Source organism: Levilactobacillus mulengensis, assembly GCF_003946045.1.
Lineage (GTDB): Bacteria > Bacillota > Bacilli > Lactobacillales > Lactobacillaceae > Levilactobacillus > Levilactobacillus mulengensis.
This window is the reverse complement of sequence record NZ_RHNW01000002.1, coordinates 286,942-308,482: the sequence shown is the minus strand read 5'-3', so window position 1 is coordinate 308,482 and position 21,541 is coordinate 286,942. Positions and strand designations below refer to the sequence as shown.

Sequence of the window (21,541 nt, the reverse complement as noted above, 5' to 3'; positions counted from 1 at the left end):
CAGTCAAGGCCATCAACCAGGAAAAGATGGCTAAATTCCAGCCCCATTCCTTGACTATAACGTTACGGGATAGTTTAGAATGATAGATATGATAAACAGAAATAAACACAAAGGTGGGCAAGTATGACAACGAGTGAAAAACAACGTGAACATATTAGTGTGCGTGGTGGGAACGTCCATAATTTAAAGAATATTGACGTGGACATCCCCTTGAATCAGTTCGTCGCAATCTCCGGTCCCTCGGGCTCCGGGAAGAGTTCGTTAGCCATGGGAATTTTGTACGCGGAGGGGTCGCGGCGGTACCTGGAAGCCCTTTCCACCTATACCCGACGGCGAATCGGGCAAAGCAAGCGGTCGCAGGTCCAGGAAGTGCGGCACATTCCCTCTGCCATCGCCCTGCGGCAACGGCCGGGAGTCCCATCCGAGCGCTCAACGGTGGGGTCGATGAGTGAGCTGTTTAACGTTGTGCGTCTCATCTTCTCGCGCCTCGGTTCGATGGTGTGTCCCAACGGGCATCGGATTGCGCCTAGCCTGAAAGTTGCTCAGGCCATGGATCTACCGGGTGGCGCAGACAGCAAGATGGGCATCGTGACTTGCCCAGAGTGTGGCGTCGAATTTATGGCGAAATCGGCCGAGGACTTTGCCTTCAACTCCGGCGGTGCTTGTCCCGAATGTCATGGGACGGGGACGGTTCAAACCTTGGACGAGGCGAAGCTGATTGGCGACGAGAGCCTCAGCCTGGCCGAAGGGGTCGTGGCCTCCTGGCATTTGCCTGGCCGCAACTTTATGCCGACGGTGGCGGAAACCTTGGGCGTGCGCATTGATGTACCCTATAAGGACCTCACCGACCGGGAAAAAGGTATCGTCCTCAACGGTGCCAAGAAGCAGTATCCCGTGGACTTTCGGACCTCGACCGGCCGGGTTTTCCATACCGACAACACGCTGTATGAGAACGCCCATGAAGCCGTTTACGATTCTTTGAAGACCGTGAAAAGTGAGCGCGCCATCAAGAAGGTCAACGAATTTTTCCACTTCTCCGTGTGCCCAACCTGTCACGGCACGCGGCTGAACCCAGAACTCTTGACGCAATTAGTTGGCGGTAAAAATATTGCCGAAGTGTCCGACCTGACCCTGGGGTCCTTGTCCGATTGGCAAGCTGCGGCGCAAAGCGAGTTGCCCGCTGAAATGAAGGACATGGCTGACGTCCTCTTCAAAAATTTAACGGATACGTTGCGGCCCCTGCTGGAACTGGGGCTAGACTACCTGACCCTATCGCGGAACGGCAATACGCTGTCGACCGGAGAACTCCAACGGCTTCAGCTGGCCAAGACCATTCGGACGGAGACGACCGGCGTTCTGTACGTGCTGGATGAGCCCTCCATTGGATTACACCCCGATAACGTTAAGGGGCTCATCCGCATTTTTCGGGAACTAATTGCCCAAGGAAACTCTTTGGTCGTGGTCGACCATGAAGTCGACATCATTTCAGCGGCCGATTGGGTGATCGAGATTGGCCCGGGGTCGGGGGACGCCGGCGGTCAAATCATTGCCGAGGGCACGCCCCAAGACTTAGTAGGGAATCCGCAGTCGTTGATTGGTCCCTACATTTCGGGTCAGGCTAAGATCATGCACGACAAGGTGCCCGCTAGTCAGAAGGCCAGCGCGCTCACCACGCAGTTTGAGGTGCAGGATTACTTTAATTTACACGACATTGCCGTAACCATCCCCGGCAACGAAATCACCGCGGTCACTGGGTTTTCCGGCGCCGGCAAGACGAGTTTGATTTTAGACAGCCTGGTGCCGGCCATTCAGGCGGCAAATACCCAGGCGGCGCTGCCCAAACAGGTGACGACCCTGAAGACGCAGCTGAAAGACGTGGTGTCCGTGGATGCCAAGCCAATCGGGAAAAATGCCCGCTCGACGATTGCCACCTACACCACCATCATGGATAACCTGCGCCGGATGTTTGCCAATTTACCGGAAGCCAAGGCCAAGAAGTTTGGCCTCGCTTACTTCTCGTACAATAACAAGCAGGGGGCGTGCGAGCAGTGCGGCGGACTGGGCACGATTACCCTGGATATTCAGTATTTGCCGGACATGGAAGAGGTCTGCCCGTACTGCCACGGCGCGCGGTACAAGGACGAGATTCAACAGATTCGCTGGCACGGCTACAACATTGTCGACCTGCTGAACTTATCGGTCCGTGAGGCATTGTCCGTCTTCGAATCGGTGCCCAAGATTGAGAAACAGCTCCAGCTATTGGATGAAATGGGGCTGGGCTACCTGCATTTAGGCGAAAGCACGCCGAGCCTGTCCGGTGGGGAGGCCCAACGGTTAAAGCTGATGAGCCACCTGAACAAACGCCAGGGCAAGATCCTGTTTATCTTCGACGAACCCTCCGTCGGCCTGCATCCCCAAGACGTGCAAACGCTACTGGGCGTGATCAACAGCCTGAAGGCCAAGGGCGCCACGATTATCATCATCACGCATGACCTCGACCTGATGACCAACGCCGATTACCTGATTGATCTCGGCCCCAAGGGTGGGCAAGCCGGTGGCCGGTTGATGGCTAGCGGTGAGCCGCAACAGCTGATCAAGACGGGCAAGAGCCTGACGCTGGAGTATCTGAAGGCCCATTTTGAAAAATTTCATTTGGTTTAATAAATTTGTGCAACAAAAAATACGGTCAGTCCCCAATCGGGACCAACCGTATTTTTGCGTATCAGGATAAAATCACTAGTGCTTAGGCGTTCCGCAGAAGCCATCGCAGGCACACTTGCGGTCAGAAATCATTGGACAGTGGCAAATGACATCGGCACTGGCACAGCCGCAGCCAGGGGCACAGGTCATGCCGGCATGGCAAAAGGGATTATTGTCCGTTTTTGGTTCGTTCTTTTGCTTATTTTCAGCCATGATTATCGTCTCCTATTCTGTCCGTTAGCAACTTTCCAGGTTATCGGTACTGATTAAATTAAACCGCTCATCGAGCTTCTGGGTCAACTGGGCTTGTTCCGCCGCGGTTAATTCTGGGCGTTCGCTACCAGCGGCGGGGTGCGCTAAGACCTGCTGATATAACGCGGTCTTGGCGCTCGCCTGATCAGCGGTCTTCACCGCTGCCGGCGACATCCAGTCCCGCGGCGGTATCGATGTAGGCGTTGCCGTTATTGACCATAAAGCCAGCGGCAAAGTAATCCTGTTGGTTAACGAGAAAGAATTCGGTCATGCTAGGTCCTCCTTTGACGCCAAAATTCACGTCGTTCTTAAAGTATCCCCTCAAAATCACTAAAGGAACCAATCCCGTAGCCAATCCGACACGGCCTGCTGGACCTTGCTGGACTTGGTATCGTCGGCGGTATTGATTTCGTCATACAAGTTGGCGTTGATCTTGGTCAGAATGCTCGTCAGTTGATCCAACTCGGTGTCCGTCAGGGTGGTTAAAAATTCGGGGACCTTCGCCGTTTCCGTCTCCGCGGCGGCGCGGCCCTGGTCCGTCAGGCGAATGATGGTTTTGCGCCGATCCGTCGTGGACTTTTCCTTGGTCACCAGGTCCTTTTTGACCAGTTTGTTAACAAACTCCGCGGTCGATTGGACCGTTAAATTGAGGCGCGTCGCCAGCTCTTTTTGTGAGAGGCCATCCTCTTGGGATAGGGCTAGTAGCAGCTTGCCCTGTCCCTGAAAGCGCAGTGGGCGCTCGCCCTTGTCCGTGTGGTTGCGGTGGGCTATTTCGTCGGCGGTGTGTCTGATCATGCCGAACTCGATCAGCTTGCCCGCCGCATTTTTTTGTTTTGCTAAATTAGGCATAAGACCGTCCTCCTGTTGCCATTATACCCGACAATGCTGAGAGCGGGCGCAACATTTTTCCACAAACAGTTGACAAATTCATCAGGGGGCCTTATTATAATTTTAGTCAGGGGGACCTGATTAAAAAGTAAATCTAAGAAGGTAATCATATGACCACTAAAAACGCAATTGAAGTCAGTCATTTAACGAAAAAATTTGGCAAGAAGCTAGCCGTCGATGATGTGTCGTTTAACGTGCGGCAGGGCGAGGTCTTCGGGCTGCTCGGGCCCAATGGGGCGGGGAAGACCACGACGCTGCGCATGCTGACGACGCTGCTCAAGGCCGATGCGGGGCAGGTCAAGATCTTTGGTCACGACACGGTCAAGGAGGGGCGGTTGGCACGGTCGCTGTTTGGCCTGACCGGGCAATACGCCGTGGTCGACGAAGACATTTCCGCGCGGCAGAACCTGATGATTTTTGCCCGGCTCAACGGCCTGTCCCGGCCGGACGCCAAGCAACGCACGACGGAATTACTGCATGAGTTTTCCTTAGAGAATTCCGCGGATAAGGCGTTGAAGGACTTTTCCGGAGGGATGCGGCGCCGGTTGGACCTGGCCGTCAGCCTGATTACGCGGCCGGCCCTGATTTTCCTGGATGAACCCACGACCGGATTGGACCCGCGGACGCGCACCCAGATGTGGGACACGATTCGTCACCTGGTCCAGCAGGGGTCAACGATCGTGCTGACCACGCAATACCTGGACGAGGCCGACCAGCTGGCCGACAACCTGGCCATCATCGACCACGGCAAGCTGGTGAAGACGGGCACGCCCGCCGAACTCAAGCAACAGATTGGCGGCACGCGGCTGAACTTTACAGTCGACCGGAGTACGCAGGTCGGCGCGGCCGTTAAGCTGGTGGCGGCTCAGGTAGCGGACGCCGTGCAGCAGACCGGACAACAACTGAGCGTGCGGCTAACACAGATGGCCCAGGCAGCACCAATCTTAACGGCGCTGAACCAAGCCAAGATTACGATCAGTCAACTGGCCGTTCAGGAACCATCGCTCGACGATGTCTTCTTGAATCTGACCGTCGGCAAGAATTAAGAAAGCGGGTTATAAAATGGATGTACAAACGCACAGCGGCAATTTATTCATGAACACAGCGACCATGGCTTACCGGAACTTACTGAAGACCGTCCACAATCCGGATCGCTTCATGGATGTGATCATTCAACCGGTCATGTTCATGCTCATGTTTGGGTATTTATTCGGTGGGGCCATCGCCGGTGGGGTACAAGCCTACCTGCCGACCATCGTGCCCGGTATCTTGATGCAGACCATGTTGTCGGCGGCTTCCGGGTCGGGCGCGCAAATCAGAGAGGACCTCGACTCCGGTGTCTTTGACCGCTTCAAGTCCCTGCCAATGGCTCACGTGGCGCCATTAGCCGGCCAACTCTTTGCGGATAGCCTGCGCCTACTGATGGCGACGGTGGCGTCCCTGACCACCGGCTACCTGATGGGCTGGCGGCCAGCCGTTGGGTTCGGCTGGGTCGTTGCCATCGCCGGACTGGCCATCGTGACTGGTTGGGCCTTGTCCTGGCTGTTCGCGCTGTTGGGCCTGCTGGCCAAGAGTGCCGGGGCCGTGCAGAGCGTGTCGTTGATGACGATGCTGGTGCTGTCCTTCATGTCCAACGCCTTCGTTCCCCTGAAGTCGCTGACCAAGCCACTTCAATTTATTGCCCACCTGAACCCCGTGACCTACGTGATCACCGCGATTCGCCAGATTCTAGCCACCGGCAGCTGGACGCACGAGGCCTTGTTGGTCTTGGGGGTTGACCTCATCATCGTTGTCATCTTTGCGCCGCTGGCCGTTTGGGCTTACGACCGGAATTAAAAAATCCTGCTAGCAAAAAAACGACTAATACACCCGAAAATTTCGGAGTGTACTAATCGTTTTGTCGTTGCTATCAGCGTTTAGTAGGCATCCTCACGCATGGATTGCGGCCAGTCCTTGATGGAATGGTGCCGGTCGAATTGGCGGAGACTGTCGATCTCAGCTTGAGTCAGGTTAAAGGTCGTCGCGTCAAAGTTGGATTGAATGTGGGCGAGGTTGGTGGACTTGGGGATGGTGACGATACTTTGTTGGGTCAACCAGCGCAGGAGCACCTGGGCCGGAGCCACGTTGTACTTTTCCGCCAGCGCGGTCACGGCAGGAAGACTCATCATTTCACGGCCAAAGTTTTCACCCAGTGGCGCCCAGGATTCGTGGACGATGTCGTGGTCCAGCAGGTAGGGATGCATCTTGGCCTGTTGCCAGAAAAGGTGAGTCTCAATTTGGTCGATGACGGGTTTCACTTGGGAGTTGGCCAGCAGGTGATCAATTTGAGCGCTGTTAAAGTTGCTCAACCCAATCGCCCGGACCTTCCCCGCCTGATAGGCTTCCTCCAGGGCGCGGTAGGTTCCCAGACTGTTGGCGGTTGGCCAGTGAATGATGACGAGGTCAAAGTAGTCGTGACCAAAGCGTTGCAGCGACTCGTCTAAGCCCTGAACTGTGGCCGCGTAGCCATCCGTTTGGGTCTTGGTCGTCACGAAGAACTGGTCGCGAGCCAGGTCGCTGTGGACGATAGCGGCGCCGACACCGGCCTCGGTGCCGTAGACCTGTGCGGTATCAATGCTGCGGTAACCGATCTGAATGGCCTTGGCGACGTTTTCCTCGGTGATAGCCGGGGGCGTTTGGAAGGTCCCGTAGCCCAGGACGGGCATGGTGACGCCGTTGTTGAATGTGATGTTTTCCATAAGAAGCACTCCTTTTAAGCGAATATTTTTTGATTGTCCCTAGATTACACGTGATTTAGCTATAGGTAAAATGCCTATATTACATAGGTACTATTTGAAAAATGAATACCTCGTATCTCGTGTGACAGTCGGCTCCCGATATGAAAAATGCGGTTCAATCCTTTCTGGTAATGGAAGCTATGAAAGCACTGTTTCCTCTGCAGCGAGAATTAGAATAAGTTACAAATAAGTTGGGGTATTTTGTGAATAAGAGGTGAGAGGCTTGAACTAAAAAAAGCATGAGGACGGCATTGATAAGCTCTGATAAGCTGTGATAAGTTCGAATAAGCTGGCGGAATTGAGTAGAAAAATGGGCTAAAACAAAATGACTAATTTTACGGGATTGTTCAGACTTAGTTGTTTAGTCCTATTACGACCTAGACCACGTGGCAAACAAAATGGTCAGTCCCTATTGTCAAGGACTGACCATTTTAGACAGATATTAGGTATGACATAAGTGTCCACATAGACCTGATCATTTTCCACGCAAAGCCTGGCCATAAACCCAGTAACGGTGCGTGGTGCGGTTGGTGGTCGTCTGGATACGGTACCAGTTATACTGGGTTCCTTGATTGGCCATCAAATCAATTTTGACCTTGCTCCCGGCCTTGAGCTTGGCATGTTTCCAGCTCGTGACCTTGATGTGTGGATAATTGCTGTTAGGCTGATGATTGGTCAGCTGGAATTTCTGGTAGTTGCGTTTGATGGTCGTCGTGCCGTGTACCTGCTGGTAGCGCACAGCGCCTGTCATGGTACTAGCGGAGCCGATGACCGGACTTAACCCCAAAGTGGCCAGTCCGACGATGCTTAAAAGTATGGTTGCTTTTTTCATAAAATAAATCCTCCCCAAATTTGTCCCCGTGAAACGTCATTAAATATAGCATAAGTGCGATGCGTTTATGGCTACGTGGCAGAATGTTTGCCAAATCGTATAGATTCCGCGACGAAAGATTGCGCTATGGGGATTACGATATTAATACAGATTGCCAACTAAAAAGCGGTTAAAACGAAAGTCCTGATTTTGAGCCGTTGTGAGCTGAATTAAACGGTGGGGCTATGCTACAATCAACACCAGAAATGATTATTGGAATCTTACTGGGCTGGGGGAGTCGGGATGGAGAAGAAACAAATTGTCACGCTGTTTGCTGGATTAGTCGTTGGGGCTAGTTTGGGATTAGTTTGGTCGTCAGGTGGAGCATTTCTTGTACCGCCAGTGACCGCTCGGGCTGAGTTTCTGACAACGGGGGACTACCACGGAACGATGGGAACCAACTGTCAGTGGCAGTTGACCAGTGACGATGCTGGTCAGCATCTGGTGATTGATGGCGGGGACGGGGGAATTTTACCGGATGAGCAGTCGGTTACAGGAGCCAGTTATGATGAAGGCGTTATTGTTTACGCGCTGGCTAAAGGTCTGCCAGGAAACTTTTGGCTCCAACTGAAGTCAATCGAACTAAAAGGCAAACTTAAGGCGCCTCAAGATGCTAGTTTCCTTTTCAGTGGGCTGGGCGAGAATAGTACGTTTACGGGACTGACCAACCTGGATACGCATGAAACGACGAATATGACGGGGATGTTTAGTAGTTTGCGTGTCAAACAGCTAGACGTGTCTAGACTAGATACAGCGCAGGTTACAACCATGGATCATATGTTTGCGGCATCGTCGGTTAAGTCGCTTGACCTTAGTGGCTTTGATACAAGGAACGTGACGAACATGACCGGCATGTTTCGGGGGTCTGGGCTGACGTACTTAGATTTGTCGCATTTTAAGACGGACAACGTGACACGGATGGGCACCATGTTTTCCAATATGGAGGCATTGAAGCAGTTGAAAATTGGCTTTAACACGGCCAAGGTTACTAGCATGTTGGATATGTTTGGTTTTGATGGACAGTTAACAACTTTAGTCATCGATAAGGACAAGTTTAAAACCGGTCAGGTCGTCGATATGGCGGGGATGTTTGAATATGACGGGGCGTTGCGTCACGTGGATGTGTCTGGTTTTGACACGCGACGGACCCGTTACATGAAAAACATGTTTGCTGAGATGAAGAATCTGCAGTCGCTCAATTTAAAAAGTTTCGAGACTAAACAGGTCCAGGACTTTAGTCGGATGTTCAATAATGATACTAGTCTGAAAAGGCTTGACTTGGCGAACTTTGAGACGGACTCGGCCCTTTCAGATCCCTACGATAAGAGCGGAGGCTTCTATGGGTTATTGGAAATGTTCGCAGGAGACAGTCAGCTGGCCAGTTTAGACATTTCTAAATTCAAAGTGACGTTTGATGCTAAGGCCAGTCAATATACTTATACACTGGATATGTTCAATGGTGACGATGCGCTTCGTAGACTGGTTCTGGGCCCCAAGATGCAATTCTATGCGAAGGATACCTTAAAACATGAGGGCATCTGGATAGATTCGGAACAAAACCCACAACTGTCACCCGTACCAGTAACGGCCACGACCACGGGAAAGTGGCAGGCCGTGGGTACCGGGACCGAAGCGAATCCGCTGGGCGCCAGATATACCAGTGACGGTCTGATTGCGGCCTACACGGGCAATCACCGCCCGGCTGGCAGGCAGGTCTACGTTTGGGAACCGGTTAATCGGCCGGTCCATCCAGTTACGCCACCAGTCCAGCCACCACTGCCGCCAGTCCAGCCGGCCCCGGAACCCACACCGGGAGCGGACGTTTTTGTTGGCAGTAGTCTCACGGCCGTTCGCCCACTCGGCCTCTATAGGCAGCTGACCTTCACCTCCCGGCAGCGCCTGACCTGGTATAAACGTCAACCACGAGGCCGACAACCCCAGCTAGTGGTTATTGGGCGGCGGCTGTCACGGCATGGACGACCGCGGTATCGGGTCCGCGATGTCAATCATCAATCGCCAACGTACCGACTGACGGGCTATGTGACCGCCCAGCCGGCTTACGTTCAGCCAACCTACTATTCGCCGCGGCAGAGGGCCCGGGTCATCACGGTCATCAATCCGCGTGGGGTCAATCAGTATCACCACGCGACTCTAACGGGCAAGGTCCGCCACGTCCGGCAGGGCCAACAACTGCGGGTCAAACGGCTGGTTCGCCATCACCTGACGACCCGGTTTTATCTGACGAACGGCCAGTACGTGACGGCCAATCGTCAACTGGTTCAGACGGGGCGGCAGAGCTATCCCCAGCGTATCCGGACGAAACGGGCGATTGTTCTGTACCGGGACGTCAACTGCCAACAGCGTAAGCGCCGCGTGCCAGCCGGACGGCGGTTGGTCGTGCGGGGCTGGGACTTCTCGGATCACGGGACCCGGCGTTACCGCGTGGCTGGCGGGTTTGTCACGGCCAATCCGCGCTTTGTTCAACGCATTTTTAACTAAATCAATCATGACGAAACGTTCTCGACACCATGCCGGGAACGTTTTTTTGATTATTTCTGTTCGATAGCGGGCAAACGACAAATTGTGACACCGGTGATTGCTATACTTAAATTTGTTAGTTACATAAACATTTATCGTACCTAATAGATGTGCGAAACACGCTAACGGATTTGAAATTAAGGAGGAACACACGATGCGAATGACTCATATTTTTAGCGCGCTGATGGTCGCAACCACGATTGGCGCCACGGCGGCGATTGCCGGTCCCGCCACGGTTCAAGCCCAAGCGGCGAAGACCAGCTTGGCCGCATTTCCGAAGAGTATCCGGGGAACCTGGTACCACTACGAGGAAAACAATGGCTATTACTATAAGACGGTGACCATCGGGGCCAAGACAATGACGGTGAAGAACTACTTCGATGCCTTTGGTAAGAAGAAGGCCAAATGGACCGGGACGCTACATACGACTAAGGACCAAGAAAACTTTAGAGAAGGCTGGAGCAATAAGAAGCTTCACTGGACCAGCGCCAAGAGCGTTAAGGACGGCTATACCAAGGTTGTGGCTTACGGCATGTTTGCGACCAATGGGGGCGGAACTTATAAGGTCATTCACAAGACCTATAAGGGTAAATCTGTCAAAGTCCTGTACAACAAGGCAGTTGTGAAAAACTGGGGCAAGCAGCTGGGGGACCACTATTACCAAACCAAGGCCCAAGCTAAGTTCTTCAATCCAGTTGGTGCGCTACACAAATAAGCGATTCGAGAAATAAGGAGGAACAGGACAATGAAATTTACCAACATGATGGGCGCACTCTTGGCGTCAGTTAGTTTTGGCGCGGTCTTGGCCGTTGCCAACCCCACAGTTGATGCGCAAGCCAGCGCCAAGATGAGTCTGGCTAGCGCGCCGAAGAAGTTTCAGGGAACTTGGTACTATTACCAGAATGGTCATTATGACCGCTATACGATTGCGGCTAAGAAAACTTCTTACCGGAATTTTAATGGGAAAAAGTGGGTCACGGGTTATAGTCCGATAAAGGTTGCCAACTTGAACAAAAACATGAGGAATATTAAAACTGGGAAACATAATACATTGCTATTTATGAGCAAGGGGTGGCTGCTTGATGAAGAATGGGCTAACCACACCAAGGCTTCTGCAATGGGGACGCCCGGAACGGAAGGCTACAAGATTGTCAGCCGTCATTATAAAGGCAAGACCATCAAGTCACTGTATACGAATGCGATGTGGAATGTCGGCAACGGCGAAGTCCACCTGCAACACTACTACAAGACCAAGGGCCAGGCGAAAGCCTTCAACCCAACCGGAGCAAGCGAAGACTTCACTGATTAAGTAGACGTGAACCTAAAAGATGACCAGTCTCCAAGGAGAAATCCTGAGAGACCGGTCATCTTTTTAATTTGCGCTAGACCGTGCGTTAACCAATTGTGAATGGTAAAATTAGTTTCGTCTAGGAGGAGATTTCATGAATAAAAGAATGTTGGGATTATGTATTGCGTTGGTCAGTCTGGGCGGCGGCCTGAGCGTTAGTCAGAGTGCCTCGGCCAACCAGCAGTATTCGGCGGCTCGGTCACGTTCCGTGCGGTTGATGTGGCGGCGGAGTATGCGCCAGCACAGCTACACGGCAACCACCGGTGCCCGTTACTCGAAGCACCTGGGGCTGCGTTACAGCAACAATGACGTGACGCCGACCGTGGTGTGGACGACCGATGCGCACGAAAAATTGTACAACAAGCGTAAGGGGACCACGCCAATTTACTATCACGTCAAATCGGCCGATGGCACGCTGAGCGGCTGGATCTGGCGCGGGTATTTGAAAGCGGCCACGACTGCGACGACGCCAGCAACGACTAAAACGACGACGCAACCGACCGCGAAGCCAGCAACCAGCACGGATGACCAGTTGGCCCTGAAGATTGCCAATAGTCTGGTCGGGGGTGTGAAGCCAGACGCCGCAACCATGGCACGGGCCAAACAGGTCGTTTCGCAGCTGGCGGGGCCAACCTACCATTTTTCCCGTTCAACGAGCATCACGCCAGGCTTTTGGAATGGCCCACTGACTAGCTGGCTGGGGTTGTCCGACAATGACCAATTTAGCAAGCTCTTGGCAGCCAACAATCTGACCTATGGCTTCGGGTATGACAAGACCCTCAGTACGGTGGTCGTCGGTAGCAAGGACGACGTGCTGAACGGCTTGGCATGGGAGACCTGGGTCGAGGATAATATGTTTGATGGCTCCGGGACCGATGGTGTGACGGAACAAAACTTCTACGTTCCCGCCAAGGTGGGGGTCGGCGTCAAACGGCTGGCCAATGGGGACTACGCGATGTTTAGTATCGTGCGGGTTCCGGCGTACTACGGCGAAATCGCTTTGTATGATGAATGATTTGAAGTAAAAGAAGAGCGACGGTCAACACCACTAAGGATGTTGACTGTCGCTCTTTTGCGAGTTCAGTTATTTAACAGGTGTGACGTATGTCGGATTGGCCGTGCTGGCGCTACATCAGGCGACATGAAAGCGGGGATAACGCTGGAACATCTTCACTTGAAACCAACCCCAAAATCCAGTACGCTTAACGAAAAATAAGCTTTCCAGGAGGGTTTCCCATGAAGCAAATCGTTCCAAGTCTGTGGTTCGCCGATAACAACTGTGACGAGGCTGTGCACTACTACCTCAGCGTCTTTCCCAATTCGACGCTGGATGAGGTCACTTACTATCCCGATGCCAATCTCGATGAGCACTTCGCCGACATGCAGGGAAAAATCTTGAACGCGTCCTTTCATTTAAACGGGCAAAAGTTTTTGGCGCTCGATGGTGGGCCGAGCTTTCGCATCAACGAGGCCATTTCGTTTACGATTGAATGCGCTGACCAGGCTGAGATTGATTACTACTGGCAAAAGCTGTCCCACGTGCCCGCGGCCGAGCAGTGTGGCTGGGTCAAGGACCGCTTCGGGGTTTCCTGGCAAATTGTTCCAGAGAACATTGGCGAGCTGACCCAGACACCAGCGCAGGTGCAGGCGTTGATGCAGATGAAGAAAATCGAGATTGCGGTGCTCGAGGCCGCTAAATAGAAGATGTGTCCGCGGTTCAGTCCTGGTACAATGGGATTGAGCCGTTTTTACGCGTGGTGTTATAAATAAAATCCAAGATGATGAGGATGGGTGCCAAATAAAAGATGACAGATTTTTAGCTGTCATTCGGCAGACGACAGAGGGATTGCCAAGTATTCGTCGGGGCAGGTGGACGGGTTCCCAGCTGACATGATAAGGAGAGAAAGCTTCCTATGAGTACATCTGTCGGAGTACCAACGCCCTGTTGGCGGACGCCTAGTCGTTAAATAGATTCGGGAAAGCACGAAGGAGATGGCAACCATGGATTGGGTAGATTTATTTCAACCGCAAATTATCGAGCGGGGACTCGGGTATTATCAACAGGGAGCCGTGACTGATTTTCAGCAGACTGCGACCGAGATTTCGGCCACCGTTCTGGGAACTAAGACTTACCAGGTGACCGTTCAGCTCGACGATGACGAGGTTGAGACGGCAGATTGTACCTGTCCGTACGCCGCGGATGGCAAGCCTTGCAAGCATGAGGCGGCCGTCCTATTTTACTGGGACAAGGGTGGGCAGACTGCGACAGATAAGCCATCAGCTAAGCTGTCCGAACTAGTAGCCAGCGCCACGGATAAGCAAGTGCGAGATTTCTTGACCCAAGTTTTAACGGCGGACGGTCGGCTAGCGCAGCAATTTAAAATGCAGATTACGCCCGCCGCTGGCAACAATGATCTGAACCTGTACCGCCAGCAAATTTCAGCGATTTTTCAGGCACACACGGACCGGCATCACTTTATTGATTACTACGCCGCAGACGGGTTTGGGCAGGACCTGGATAACTTCCTAGTGACCGACGTGCAGGCGATTATTACCGGGGGTCAGCTGAGCTTGGCCTTTAAGGTGGTCAATGTTGTGGCGCTCAAGGTAAGCCAGGTCGACATTGACGACTCGGATGGGGAAGTCACGATGCTGGCGCAGACTTGCGAAGAGATTTGGACACAACTGATTCAGCAGGCTGATGCAAAGCTCCGCCGGCAGATGTTCAACTGGTTTAAGAAGCACGCCGATGGGTCGTTAGATGCTTTTGATGAAATATTGGTGGACCTGTTAATGGCGAACTTTTCAGAGGAGAAATATTTACGGGAAAAGCTGGACTGGGTCGATCAGCAGATTCAGCAGTCCCAAGATGCTAAGGATGCTTGGATAAGCGTGTACGGTGGTGGTGATTGGGCCATGGCTCGGTTGCAGTTGATGGATGAGCTGCACCTGGATTCAGCGGAGATTGAGGCCTTTGCCCAGGCTAATTTGAAATTTACCGATGTTCGTAAGTTCCTGATTGCGCGGCGGTTACAACAAAAAGATTATACCCAAGCGATTCAGTTGTTGCGGGCCGGTAAGCAACAAGGCCAAAAGCAGCACTTTTGGGGTGTTGTGAGTGAGTTTAGTCAGCAATTGAAAGATATCTACCGGAAGACCGGCCAACCAGAGGCCTATCGCCAGGAGTTGTGGAATCTGTTGACGGGGCCGGAAGCCGCCAATGTGGCTCTCTATCGGGAGTTAAAAGGTCTGGTTGGCCAATCCCAGTGGCCAGCTGAACGGGAACGACTCTTCGAAGCCATGCCCCAAGAAGTGGACTTGAAGCCGTTGTACGCGGAGGATGAGCTGTACCCGCAATTGTTGAAGGCCGTATTAGCGGAGCCTGATCTGTACGGGGTCGAAAGCTATGAAGACGTGCTCAAACCGCTATATCCTGGTCAGTTGTTAAGAAAATACGTTAAAACGGCCAAGGAGATGGCCCAACAAACTGGAACGCGGCAGCATTACCGGCAGATTGTGGCCGTCTTAAACGGGATGGTTGCCTATCGTGGTGGCCTCTCAGCCGCAACGGACTTAATCGAGAAATGGCGCCAGGCCTATCCACGGCGCACGGCCATGCTGGATGAGCTTCGGCGGTTTGACGGGTCACCGTCTTAACGACCGACTAGCCAATCCGGTTGTCAGCCCGCTTACATGCGGGTCAACAGCGTACGGCTAAAAGGGCCAACCGACTTCACTAGGTGAGTCAGCGCTTTTGGCCTATACTGGTTCTATGGGGGGAAGTAAAATGTCAGAAAACTATACTAATCGCGGTGAATACCGCACCTATAAAATGCTACGCCAACTCGATAAACGATTCCCGGAGGACAAATTTCATATTTTTGCCAACCTCTACATTGATTCGGACGACAATCGTTTTCCCAACCGGCAAGTGGATCACTTAGTGGTTTGCCGTAAGGGTATTTTCATGATTGAAACGAAATACTGGACCGGGGCCGTGTACCACAACATCAAGCTCGCTGACCTACTGCGGATGGTCGGTGTTGGTAAAGATGGGTCGATGGATGGTCTGTATTTGGTGAAGCGGTTGCTGCCCAAGGAAGTCATGCAGCAGGGCACCGAGAGTTTTACCATGTGCATCAAGAATCCTGATAATATCCAGGTTTATGCGGGGGACGAGAATCCCATTAACTAGGTGGTGCTCTCCGGGCTGAGCCTGAACCGGCTGATTCAAAATAAACTCAATCAATTGGGCATTAAACCCTACATCCACGAATTTGTTTTCTATAATTACGTGAGTGAGGACCCCGATAACAAGGTCATCGATCTGCACAACGTCTTGGACCAACCGTACGACGATGACTTTAACAAGTGGGGTGAGGGCTTTTCCAAGCCAGCCTTGTTCCGGAGTTTCTACAGTGAAGTCCACGAAAAGTTGCCCGATTGGTTGGGCCTCACCGACGAACAGGTCAACGCGATTGCGCGGTTGATTCATGAGACCGTGGTGTTGGATTAAGCGAGAATTACCAAACATAAAATGGTTAAACGTTGAAAAGGTCAGCTCATTTAATGGGCTGACCTTTTCACATCAGAGAAATTCGTGGTCCCTCGCAATTCTTAAAGATTATTTGATCGCTACTTGGCCCAAAACCTAGTACAATGGGGGTGGTTGCCAATGGGTTAGATTTATCGTCAGCAAATACTTGCAGGCGTTAATCAATTCCCGTAATGGCGTGCTTTCAGGCCGGCGCAAGTCCAGGTGAAAAGCGCGGTCAAAAAAGCATATTTGCGTGAAAAATGTTGTCTTGCTTAATTGACTATGGTGGCATAGACTAACCGTATAATGGTAAGTTAAGTTGTAAATTTAAATGAGGTCATCGGCCAATTGGGTGGGTGACAATTTGTTCTTGGAGGGAGGAGTTTACCTCATGAAGTTGTGGAAGTTAATGATGGCTGGGGTTGTTGCGCTAGGACTAGCTAGTGCAGTCGTCACTGCTGAACCGGTGACGGCACAGGCAAGTGATAATATCACGATTGATGGGAAATTTTCGGATTGGGACAATGTCCATTTGACCGAGAATAATAACGGTTATATGGCGTTGGTCAGCAGCGGCAAGTACGTCAATGTTTACGTGAAAATGAAATATTCACAGGTCCCTGGCCATGGTGATTACATCATCAAGATTGGTGGGAAGACGTATCACGCGTGGTTTGATGATATTGGCAATGTAAGTAAAGGTGACGTAAAAAACTTCACGTTAACGGGTGGCAATAACTATGATGGTACTCAATACGGTAATGTTGGGATGGGCTATGCGTCCAATGATGGGAGTCACAACATCGCCGAGTTTAGATTGGATTTGACTAAGTTTGGCTTGTCAAAGAGCGCTGACGGCGAAGAAGTGGGTATCACCAATTCTAATATTGGTAGTGATCCGGCTATGACGAAGGTCGATGCCATTGAGAATGACACGGATAGTACCGCTACGGCGACTTCAGGGGTTATCAATGGTAAGGCTGACAGTAGCTCCAAGGCCACCACAACCACTGATAACGATGCGAACAATGATAATGATAACCTCAACATTAAGATTGATGGTAAATTTGCGGACTGGAAGAATGTCACGTTGACGGAGGGGTACAACGGCTATACGGCCATGGTGACTGATGGCGATAAGGTCTACGTCTACGTCAAGATGAAGTATGGAACGGTTCCTGGCTATGGGGATTACAACTTTGATTTTAATGGTAAGAAGATTTACGTGTGGACTGATGAAATACCAAGTAGTCCGGTCAGTTCTGATAGTCCCAAAGCCGTTAACTTCACTGCTGGAGACTATAATGAAGGCCACCAGTATGGGACAGTTGGCAACGGTTATATCTCCAGCGACAGTGAGGGTCATAGCATTGCCGAGTTCCAGATTGACGTCAGCAAGTTAAAGCTCTCCAGTATGACGGGGCAAACCATCACCATGGTCAACCCCAACATCGGGAACGAAAAAGTAACCGTTGCCGGTGGGTCCACCGGTCCTTACGTCATTGCCGGTATTGGGGTGCTCATCGCTGGCTTCGGTTACTGGCGACTCAGAAAGTCTGGTAAGCTGAAGCGGCGTCAAAACGATGCTGCCGGTAAGTAAGCAGCGCAGCAACCGTTTGATAAGTTAACTAATAGGACTGGTATTGATGAGAGTAAGTATTCTACTAGGAATCGTGGTGTGGCTGTACGTTCTATCGGTATTAAAAAGAGCTCGGCTCTCTGCCTTCTACTTTATTGCGGGGAGTGCCGGACTCTTCTTTATCCTGACATCTATTAGCCGGCCATATTGGGTCTGGTTCTTTACCCATGCGGTGATTCACGGCGTCGCACTGTTTAACGACGTAACCAATTGGTGCACGATTATGTATAAGATGGGCCTGGTTTACATTTCAAATGCGGGCAACTCGGTCATCATGTCAATCGATTATGAATGCTCAGGAATCATTGAGACCTGTGCCTTCATTGCGTTAGTGGCGTTCTTTCCGATGTACAAACGGAAGGAAAAAGTGTTCTACTCACTATTTGGCCTGATCTACATCTTCCTCATCAACGTCTTGCGCTTAAGCGTGGTGATTACCTTCGTTCATTTTGGGGGTGGTGAGACGTTCTTCCTGGCCCACTCGATTCTGGGCCGGCTCATCTTTTACGTCCTGATTATTGTCCTGTACTACAATGTATTTACCTATTCTCAGTTGGCCCAGGGGCTGTATCGAGACTTTGTTGATTGGAGGCATGATAAGCTGTGATGTACTGGATCAATCTAGCACTGACCAGAATGGGATTCTGGATTACATGGGCGTTAATTCCAATTATTGTGGAAATTATTCCGGCAATTGTTTCGACGATTAAATTAATGCACCTGCATCTCCACCAGCCTAAACTAGTGCCACCAGGAAAATGGCCATGGGTCACCATCATTGTGCCGGTCTATAATTCCGAGGACACTTTATTTGAGTGTATTCGATCCATTAACAATCAATCGTACCCCAAGAACGCCATGCAGGTTGTTTTGGCCAATAATCAGAGTACGGATGATAGCTTTGGCGCCTATGCCAAGGCCCAAAACACCTTTCCCGAACTGATTTTACGGTATGTCAATACGGATAAAGGCAAGGCGCGGGCGTTAAACACAGCGATTTATGAAAGCATTGGCATCTACGTCATTAACATCGATAGTGACGGTCTGTTAGAAAAAGATGCCGTTAAGAATATGGTGTTAAAATTTGAAAATGATCCCAGTATCGCGGCCATGACGGGCGCCATTCTCCCCAAGTGGCAAATGGTCCAAGGCGTTAAAGGCCTCTGGCACAAGATACTGGCCAAGAATGAGTACTACGAGTACGCGCAGGCCTTTCTTTCCGGGCGGACCATTGAGTCGTCTAAGGATCAGTTGTTTACCATGTCAGGGGCGTTTTCTGCGTTCCGGCGGGAAGTCCTGATGGAAACCTTCCTCTATGATATTGATAGCATTGGGGAGGACACCGACATGACCTTCCAGATTCGGACCCGGCTGGGCAAGAAGGTGGTCATCTGTGCCGACGCTATTTTCTACGTCGAGCCCATCTCCGGGTTCTCTGAGCTCTACACCCAACGCCAGCGATGGCAACGGGGGGAGCTCGAGGTTACCGAGAATTATATGACCCAGTCTTCCAGTTTGAAACGATTCTTTAACAACTTCTTAGTTCGGCGAATGATTATTGATCACACGTTTGTGTTTCCCCGGATGATCTGGACCTTCGCGAGTATCGTGTTGATTGCCTTTGGGGTATTCGACCCTGGTCGTGGGGATGTCGTATCTGCTGATTTACTCGCTGTATGTCTTTGTGGCGCTCATCAATTTTGCCAGTGTGGCGATCCTGCTACGAAAATATCCCAGCGAGCAACATTACTACCTACATCTCTGGTGGGTGACACTGACGCTGCCAGTCTACCAGTTCGTCAACTCATGGATTCGGTTGGTCGGCATCATTAATGCCATGACCACCAAGGCCACGTGGCGGATGCGGGGGATTAATGAAGAAACGAGTCGATTAATGGCGGTACTACGGGATGATGGTAAAACCCTTCGCGAACAGTACCGGCGGCGTAGGAAAGGAAAATGAGTATGAAACAACGGTCCTATAAAATTAAATCATACGTTAATGCGAGTCACGCGGTCCGGTGGAAGTCCGGGACGGGTAAGAAGCATAATCATACTTGGGAAATCGTCTGTGAGCTTCACGTGTTTGAAGGGATGGTCTCCTTCTTTGATATCGAGAAATCTCTGGGTAAGGCCATCGATGCCTTGTCCGGTCAGTATTTAAATGATTTGCCCGAATTTAAGGTCATCAATCCGACCGTGGAAAACGTCACGGAATACTTGTTTAATGAAATTGATGGCATTTTGCGGCAGAACAACGCGGTTTTACTGCGAATCGAAGTTAGTGACTCGCCAACCCGGTCATTCTGTATTGATGTGACGGAACGGAAATTCCCGACGGAAGACGAAGTAGCTGCTGAGGTGGCGAAACAGGTAAACGACGATGCGTAGGTTCTATAAGTTCAGTCAAGCAGTGATCAACCTCTTTTGGCGCGTCCTGTTTTTTCTGACACTTTTTTTTGCGGTGACGTCGCCAAACATTATCTTAGGGGATAACAATACCTTTGGGACGAGCACCACGATGTTGACGACGGGCTTGGTGATTGGGTTGGTGGCCGTGGCGGTCGGCATCTATGCCTATCCGCGGTTTCGTGCGTGGCTGTACCGCATCTTCATCACGGAACGGTTGCGGACGGGGACAATTCTCTTATTGATGGTATTGGTGGGTCAACTGTTCTTCGTCTACTTTGTGCACCCCAATAGTGGGTTTGACTCGGGGATGTTGCTCCATACGGCGACGGACCCGACCAGTGTGACGGATCCAGATATCACGTCTTACTTCAGTCTGAACCAAAATAACATGCCCATCATGTTGTTCATGCACTGGATCTCAACGACGTTTAACCAGACTACGTGGGAGTTCTTTGACTTTGTCACGCTGTTTTTCGTTGATTTGTCGGCGGTCCTTAACCTGTTAAGCGTCTGGGTCGTTAAGAAAAAGGCCTTGGGTGCGGCCATGTACATTCACGTCGGCTGGCTCGCCGTCTTTCCAAGTATCATCATGCCCTATACAGATGCCTGGGGACTGCCACTGGTATCGTTCTATCTGCTGTGCTATTTTGTCATGCGGAAGTCGTCCATCCATTCGCTGATTCGGGCAGCGGCGGCCAATGGTTTTGGGATTAGCGTCATGCTGACGTACTTCATGAAGCCGTCGTCCATTATTCCCGTGATTGCGATTGTGATTATTGAGATTTTAATGGCGATGGCCAATCATAAACACTTACACATGGAAGCATTGTTCATTGCCTTTGCCATGGTCCTGTTCGTTGGCCGGAGTGGGTACGAAACCTATCAATACGTGAATCATAAGGTTGAGAATCAAACGTACATTCAGATTGATAAGTCGCGGGGAATTCCCGCGATTCACTTCATGGCCATGGGGGTCTACGGTCAGGGTGGTTACAGTTGGTGGCAAGCCGTTGAAATGACGTTCCTGCCAACCAAGAAGCAGAAGACGGATTACTCCGTGATGATGTTGAAGAAGCGATTGAAGCAATTGGGGCCAGTCGGCTATCTAAAATTCTTGGTGATGAAGCAGCGCAACAACACCGCTGACGGGACCTTTGGGTGGTTAAAGGAAGGGCACTTCTTCCTGGAAAATCAAAAGCCCAATAATAAAGGCATCACCAACAAGCTTAAGAACTTTATTTACCTGTACGGGAGGCACATCGCTGACTTCCGGTTCGCAGCCCATTTGTGGTGGATCACGCTCCTCACAATCATCGCACTGGGCTTTGGGCCGGAGCAGCGGGTCATTCAGATTTTAAAGGTGGCCATGATTGGTGGTTTTGCGTTCCTTCTATTGTTTGAAGGTGGGCGGAGTCGGTATATCATTCAGTACCTGCCATGTCTGCTATTACTGGCGACGATTTCCTTCGACCGAGCGGTGGCCAACGTGAACCGGTTGCTGACCTGGTACAAAACGAAGTTGGCCGCGGCGATTGCGGCGGATGCCGTTGGTCATGATTAACGTTTTCTCTTATTAGAA

Annotated in this window: 21 protein-coding genes and 1 pseudogene; 16 read left to right on the top strand and 6 right to left on the bottom strand. The window is 51.4% G+C overall.

All coding sequences use genetic code 11. The features are described 5' to 3' along the window. Window positions 1-123: 123 nt before the first annotated feature. On the top strand, window positions 124-2,661 hold the full coding sequence (locus EKM84_RS03665; protein WP_125763767.1) for an AAA family ATPase: 2,538 nt from the start codon (window positions 124-126) through the stop codon (window positions 2,659-2,661). Between the two features lie 75 nt (window positions 2,662-2,736). On the opposite strand, the gene EKM84_RS14130 is transcribed toward EKM84_RS03665, so the two are convergent. Genes EKM84_RS14130 through EKM84_RS03655 form a run of 4 tightly spaced genes read right to left on the bottom strand, consistent with a single transcriptional unit; the run spans window position 2,737 to window position 3,801 of the window. Beyond that, window positions 2,737-2,913, bottom strand: a complete 177-nt coding sequence (locus tag EKM84_RS14130) for a hypothetical protein (RefSeq protein WP_164511292.1) — start codon at window positions 2,911-2,913, stop codon at window positions 2,737-2,739. A gap of 24 nt (window positions 2,914-2,937) precedes the next feature. After that, a complete protein-coding gene (locus tag EKM84_RS03660; RefSeq protein ID WP_164511291.1) occupies window positions 2,938-3,111 on the bottom strand; it encodes a hypothetical protein in 174 nt (57 codons plus the stop codon). After that, on the bottom strand, window positions 3,098-3,223 hold the full coding sequence (locus tag EKM84_RS14400; protein ID WP_263853620.1) for a hypothetical protein: 126 nt from the start codon (window positions 3,221-3,223) through the stop codon (window positions 3,098-3,100). The genes EKM84_RS03660 and EKM84_RS14400 overlap by 14 nt, the downstream gene beginning before the upstream one ends. A 59-nt stretch (window positions 3,224-3,282) precedes the next feature. Next, window positions 3,283-3,801, bottom strand: coding sequence for a MarR family winged helix-turn-helix transcriptional regulator (locus EKM84_RS03655; protein ID WP_125763763.1), 519 nt, complete (start codon window positions 3,799-3,801; stop codon window positions 3,283-3,285). A 149-nt stretch (window positions 3,802-3,950) separates the two neighbouring features. Between EKM84_RS03655 and EKM84_RS03650 the strand changes: the two genes are divergently transcribed. Continuing rightward, window positions 3,951-4,886, top strand: a complete 936-nt coding sequence (locus tag EKM84_RS03650) for an ATP-binding cassette domain-containing protein (protein ID WP_125763761.1) — start codon at window positions 3,951-3,953, stop codon at window positions 4,884-4,886. Between the two features lie 16 nt (window positions 4,887-4,902). Then, window positions 4,903-5,676 (top strand): ABC transporter permease, encoded by a 774-nt coding sequence (locus EKM84_RS03645; protein WP_125763759.1) that lies wholly within the window; start codon window positions 4,903-4,905, stop codon window positions 5,674-5,676. 80 nt (window positions 5,677-5,756) lie between these two features. On the opposite strand, the gene EKM84_RS03640 is transcribed toward EKM84_RS03645, so the two are convergent. Both EKM84_RS03640 and EKM84_RS03635 read right to left on the bottom strand, forming a co-directional pair. Next, window positions 5,757-6,578, bottom strand: coding sequence for an aldo/keto reductase (locus tag EKM84_RS03640; protein WP_125763757.1), 822 nt, complete (start codon window positions 6,576-6,578; stop codon window positions 5,757-5,759). 514 nt (window positions 6,579-7,092) lie between these two features. Next, window positions 7,093-7,449, bottom strand: a complete 357-nt coding sequence (locus EKM84_RS03635; RefSeq protein ID WP_125763755.1) for a hypothetical protein — start codon at window positions 7,447-7,449, stop codon at window positions 7,093-7,095. A 282-nt stretch (window positions 7,450-7,731) separates the two neighbouring features. On the opposite strand from EKM84_RS03635, the gene EKM84_RS03630 reads away from it, so the two are divergent. From EKM84_RS03630 to EKM84_RS03570, 13 genes and pseudogenes are all read left to right on the top strand, one after another. Then, window positions 7,732-9,987 carry a BspA family leucine-rich repeat surface protein gene (locus tag EKM84_RS03630; protein ID WP_125763753.1) on the top strand — a complete coding sequence of 752 codons (2,256 nt, stop codon included), beginning with the start codon at window positions 7,732-7,734 and terminating at the stop codon, window positions 9,985-9,987. A gap of 193 nt (window positions 9,988-10,180) precedes the next feature. Continuing rightward, the gene (locus EKM84_RS03625; RefSeq protein WP_125763751.1) at window positions 10,181-10,741 is read left to right on the top strand and encodes a hypothetical protein; all 561 of its coding nucleotides are present in this window, start codon (window positions 10,181-10,183) and stop codon (window positions 10,739-10,741) included. Window positions 10,742-10,771: 30 nt separating this feature from the next. After that, entirely contained in the window at window positions 10,772-11,335 is a 564-nt protein-coding gene (locus EKM84_RS03620; RefSeq protein WP_125763749.1) for a hypothetical protein, read from the top strand. A 133-nt stretch (window positions 11,336-11,468) separates the two neighbouring features. Continuing rightward, window positions 11,469-12,389, top strand: a complete 921-nt coding sequence (locus EKM84_RS03615; protein ID WP_125763747.1) for a hypothetical protein — start codon at window positions 11,469-11,471, stop codon at window positions 12,387-12,389. Window positions 12,390-12,610: 221 nt separating this feature from the next. Next, window positions 12,611-13,075, top strand: coding sequence for a VOC family protein (locus EKM84_RS03610; RefSeq protein ID WP_125763745.1), 465 nt, complete (start codon window positions 12,611-12,613; stop codon window positions 13,073-13,075). Window positions 13,076-13,375: 300 nt separating this feature from the next. Further along, entirely contained in the window at window positions 13,376-15,031 is a 1,656-nt protein-coding gene (locus EKM84_RS03605) for an SWIM zinc finger family protein (RefSeq protein ID WP_164511290.1), read from the top strand. 130 nt (window positions 15,032-15,161) lie between these two features. Beyond that, window positions 15,162-15,569, top strand: a complete 408-nt coding sequence (locus EKM84_RS03600) for a nuclease-related domain-containing protein (RefSeq protein WP_164511289.1) — start codon at window positions 15,162-15,164, stop codon at window positions 15,567-15,569. Then, complete coding sequence (locus EKM84_RS03595) at window positions 15,570-15,890, top strand: hypothetical protein (RefSeq protein WP_164511288.1); 321 nt, start codon at window positions 15,570-15,572, stop codon at window positions 15,888-15,890. It abuts the gene before it with no gap. 412 nt (window positions 15,891-16,302) lie between these two features. Continuing rightward, the gene (locus EKM84_RS03590; protein ID WP_125763738.1) at window positions 16,303-17,511 is read left to right on the top strand and encodes a Firmicu-CTERM sorting domain-containing protein; all 1,209 of its coding nucleotides are present in this window, start codon (window positions 16,303-16,305) and stop codon (window positions 17,509-17,511) included. A gap of 46 nt (window positions 17,512-17,557) precedes the next feature. Further along, entirely contained in the window at window positions 17,558-18,157 is a 600-nt protein-coding gene (gene xrtG / locus EKM84_RS03585; RefSeq protein WP_125763736.1) for an exosortase family protein XrtG, read from the top strand. Then, a pseudogene (locus EKM84_RS03580) lies at window positions 18,157-19,513 on the top strand (TIGR03111 family XrtG-associated glycosyltransferase). Before xrtG ends, EKM84_RS03580 begins: the two are co-directional and overlap by 1 nt. After that, the gene (locus EKM84_RS03575; protein WP_125763734.1) at window positions 19,510-19,941 is read left to right on the top strand and encodes a 6-carboxytetrahydropterin synthase; all 432 of its coding nucleotides are present in this window, start codon (window positions 19,510-19,512) and stop codon (window positions 19,939-19,941) included. The pseudogene EKM84_RS03580 and the gene EKM84_RS03575 overlap by 4 nt, the downstream one beginning before the upstream one ends. After that, a complete protein-coding gene (locus EKM84_RS03570; protein WP_125763732.1) occupies window positions 19,934-21,523 on the top strand; it encodes a TIGR03766 family XrtG-associated glycosyltransferase in 1,590 nt (529 codons plus the stop codon). The genes EKM84_RS03575 and EKM84_RS03570 overlap by 8 nt, the downstream gene beginning before the upstream one ends. The last annotated feature ends 18 nt before the right edge of the window (window positions 21,524-21,541 follow it).